Annotated in this window: 2 protein-coding genes; both read right to left on the minus strand. The window is 47.8% G+C overall.

What is annotated here, in order from left to right:
- A partial coding sequence (locus IQ270_RS28870; RefSeq protein ID WP_193976549.1) for a filamentous hemagglutinin N-terminal domain-containing protein occupies positions 1-1813 on the minus strand: 1813 nt, incomplete at its 3' end.
- A 739-nt stretch (positions 1814-2552) separates the two neighbouring features.
- A complete protein-coding gene (locus tag IQ270_RS28875) occupies positions 2553-3788 on the minus strand; it encodes a DUF3352 domain-containing protein (RefSeq protein WP_339384418.1) in 1236 nt (411 codons plus the stop codon).
- Positions 3789-3915: the final 127 nt, after the last annotated feature.

Raw genomic sequence — 3915 nt, forward strand, 5'->3', positions numbered from 1 at the left:
CTGGTGTTGGAGTTGGTGCTGGTGCTGGAGTTGGTGCTGGTGCTGGAGTCGGTGCTGGTGCTGGAGTCGGTGCTGGTGCTGGAGTCGGTGCTGGTGCTGGAGTCGGTGCTGGTGCTGGAGTCGGTGCCGGAGTCGGTGCTGAAGAAGCTGTAATGTTAATTTGCGTCGGCTGTACTATCTGAGGGCCAGGGCTGAAATAACCTCCCTGCGTAATCACATTTTCCTTCTTCGCACCCCCAGTCGCAATGCTGCCAGCAGTACCGTTCAAGCTGTTATAGTCTGGCCCGACGCTGAAAAGAGTGTTCGAGGCTTCGCCGCGGTGGCGAATGGTGATATCTCCGCCATTGGCGCTAACAGTCGCGCCGGCGGCAATGCTGCAAGCTTGCGACAAGCAGTTGCTATCGTTTCTGAAAGTGCCTGTAGCTCGAAAATAACGGCCGGCTGTAATGTCAATATTTCCTCCGGCTGTTCGCCCTTGGGTGTTGATACGGGTTACTTCGATATCGTTGCTGGCTTTGAGGGTGACTTCGCCTCCTTGTTTTTCTTCGGAGTTGGCGTCTATGAACCCTGTTTGAATGCTGCTTGAGGGTGCTGCAATACTAACGTCTCCGGCGTTGCTGTTTTTGTCGATCGATCGTGCGTTGATATTGCCTGTTTGTACTTTTCCTGTACGGCTGGTGACGGTGATGTCGCCGCCTGCGGTGGTGTCTGAGTGGGAGTCGAGAGCCAGAGTGCGAATGTCGCCGCTAGCTTCTAGGGCGATTCGGCCGCCTTGGGAACTTGTCAGATTTCCGCTGGCTGCAATGCTGTTGGCTGCTTGAATGTCGATCGCCCTAGCGTTTGCATCTTTTACTGCAACGTCCCCCGCAGCTACTGCTAGGTTAGACGCCGTGAGTACAACTTCACCGCTGGCGTTGACACTCAAGCCTGTAGCGTTCGTTTGACCGATCCCTGTCAGCAGTTCGGGCAAGGAGGCAGGAGGCAATGTCGAAGCTGCCGCGCCGCCTGTTCGAGCCCCACTCGTCCCTGAAGGCGTCTCGATTTCCAAACTCAACACGCTATTTTTCTGGCTGATTCGCACTAAATTTTCCCCTGAGACTGATGCGACGGTAATTTGACCGTCTGGGGCCGAAAGGCTGCCGGTGCTGACAACCGTACCGCCGAGCAAGGTTAAGTTCTGTCCTGACTTGACTGCTAAGTCCGCCGTGCTGATAATTGCTCCTGCTGCTGGTCCAAAAGCAAAGGAGTTGGGCGCGCCTCTCAAAGATGTGTAGTTGTTAGTACCCTGGGCATTAAACGAGTTAGCACCAAATCCAATAGCGCTGGCGGTTGTTGCTGTGAAAGAAGCCGGCACGTTTAAGCTGGCATTGTTGCCAAATATGATGCCCGACGGATTCATCAGAAACAAGTTTGAATTGCCGCCCGTTACTTGAATTAAGCCGTTAATCATCGAGGGGCTGCCGCCGCCGATGCGGGCTAAAATGTTGCGAATGTCTGGGTTTGATATAAAGTTAGCAATTTGATTTTGCGATAAGCCGAATTCTGTAAAACTGTGGAATAGATTTTGTCGATCGCTCGATAATTTTCCCCCTTCAATGTCAAAGCGAGTTTGCTCCGCAGGAGTTCCAGTTTCGGGTGTCGAAGTCAATGTAGTGCCCGTTCCGTCCGGCGCTGGCACAATATTTTGACCTTCGGCTTTTGCTTGCAAAAAGTAAAGATTTATTAAGACTATTTGCAGGACAAGTGTCAGTTGGTTTATTCTTTTTTTAGATAAGAAACTTGTCTGTATTTGAATATTTTTGGCGGTTTTCATAGCTTTTTCAAAGGTAAAATATATAATTCACAAAAATAACGTATCTTTTCCAGAATCTAAATATAACTAGCAATGCCTAAAAGCTGTATCTTCCGCATGACATACTTTTCAAAAAAATCGGCAGTCGCAAGCGCACTCAGACGTTCATCAACCGACTTTTTTAATTATTGTTGGCAGTAGGCAGTAGGCAGTAGGCAGTAGGCAAGCTCTCGCAAATTTAAATTAGACTTTTCTAATAATTCTTGTGAAACAGGCATCCTGCCTGTTCAAGACAGGCTTTTGGGGAGAGGTCTATTGTATATTTAGACTTCTCCAATAATTCTTGTGAAACAGGCATCCTGCCTGTTCAAGACAGGCTTTTGGGGAGAGGTCTATTGTATATTTAGACTTCTCCAATAATTCTTGTGAAACAGGCATCCTGCCTGTTCAAGACAGGCTTTTGGGGAGAGGTCTATTGTATATTTAGACTTTTCTAATAATTCTTGTGAAACAGGCATCCTGCCTGTTCAAGACAGGCTTTTGGGGAGAGGTCTATTGTATATTTAGGTCTAGACACCCCACTCATGGTTTGATTTTTTTTGAGATACAATTTAAATGTCGCAACAGCTTAATTCGGAATTAGAACCCATAAATAACAAATAACTAACAACTGCCAACAACCAACCAACTGCCAACTAACAACTAACAACTGTCGCTGTTTGAGGGGTTGTGATGGCGGATTTGTGAAATGATTTAAGAGTTAGTTGGGAGAAGTTTGGACGGTGGGCGAAGGGCTCGGTGAAGCAGGGCTCGGTGAAGCAGGGCTCGGTAAGGGATTTGGTGAAGGAGTGGATTGGTCGGATTTTTTGAGTCTGACAAAAGTGTCGTAGCGGGTGGTACGATTGCCAGTTACGGCCGCTGTAACGCCGATCGACCGCGTGGCATCTATCCACATTTTTTGATCGGGAGGAAACTCCGGTAAAGCTAGGTTTTTCGGGTTAAACGCAGCCTCGGTGTCAATGAAGAAATTGCCGTTGTGGGGTTTAAGTTGCGATCGTACAGTTTTCTGGAAAATTTCGCTGCTTAACAGCGGACTTTTCGGTGCCGGAACGATCGCGTCAACCACCGGAGCTCCTACTGTGATAAACACTACATCATTCATCCAGCCGCGAGTTACCGCAATTCCTCCAAACGGCGATGTCCATTTAGTCGCAGCTTGGCTACCGACTTTAATTTCCTCAACTCTAAACCCTTTCATTTTCATCGTTTCATCAAGCTGTTTGAGGGTTTTGTTGGCGGCGCCGCGGTTGTTTGTGTCCACCATAAATACAAATCCAGCAGCATATTTGTCTTTGGGATTTGGAGCCGGGGCTGGTATTAATGACAAAGAAAATTCCCCCGCCATCCAGTTCATCAAGTCTTTATCTAAATCCAAACCCGTAGTGGATTTTAAACCCGTCCGCAAAACTTGGGGATTAATTGGCGACAGCGGGTTAGCATCCGCTCCCAATACATAGTCTTCCCACAAACGCTGCAAGTTGCCACCGGATACCATCATGATTGTATTGCTTGGCAGACGATCGACCATTTTTATAGCGTTGTTTTCCACTGCTATCTTTCGCGTGGAGTCTGGTTTTAGCCAAGAAATTGATTTGAATCCAATGCCTTCTGCATCCAGTGTCGCTGTGGTAGCAAATCCCTGATTTTGTTGCAGTTTTTCCAGGTTTTCTGGAGAAATTTCGCGGGATGAGTTGGCTGCTACAAAGGCTGCTGCAACGGGCATATTTACGTATAATTGACCGAAGGCTGCTGCATTTTTTATTTGTTGGATGGCGTCTCCATAGCCGGGGGTTTTGGCGAGGGATGGTTCGCCTTTGTACGTGTCAATTATTCTGTCTGTAGCCGTGGAATCTGTGGTGACTGCTAGATAGTTTGTGCCGAGTACCGCAACTGAAAAATTGCGATCGGGTGTACCTTGAGTTTCTGTAACTTGCACGCCTTTCTAATCGCGCTCAACCATTTTTCCGTGGTTGAGGGATCTGGGTTTTGCTAATAATTCTTTGGCTTTAATCCGGTTGGCAATTGGCAGGATAATTGCGACTGACTGTTGAATTGGCTGAGGC

This window comes from Microcoleus sp. LEGE 07076, assembly GCF_015207455.1.
GTDB lineage: Bacteria > Cyanobacteriota > Cyanobacteriia > Cyanobacteriales > Microcoleaceae > Microcoleus.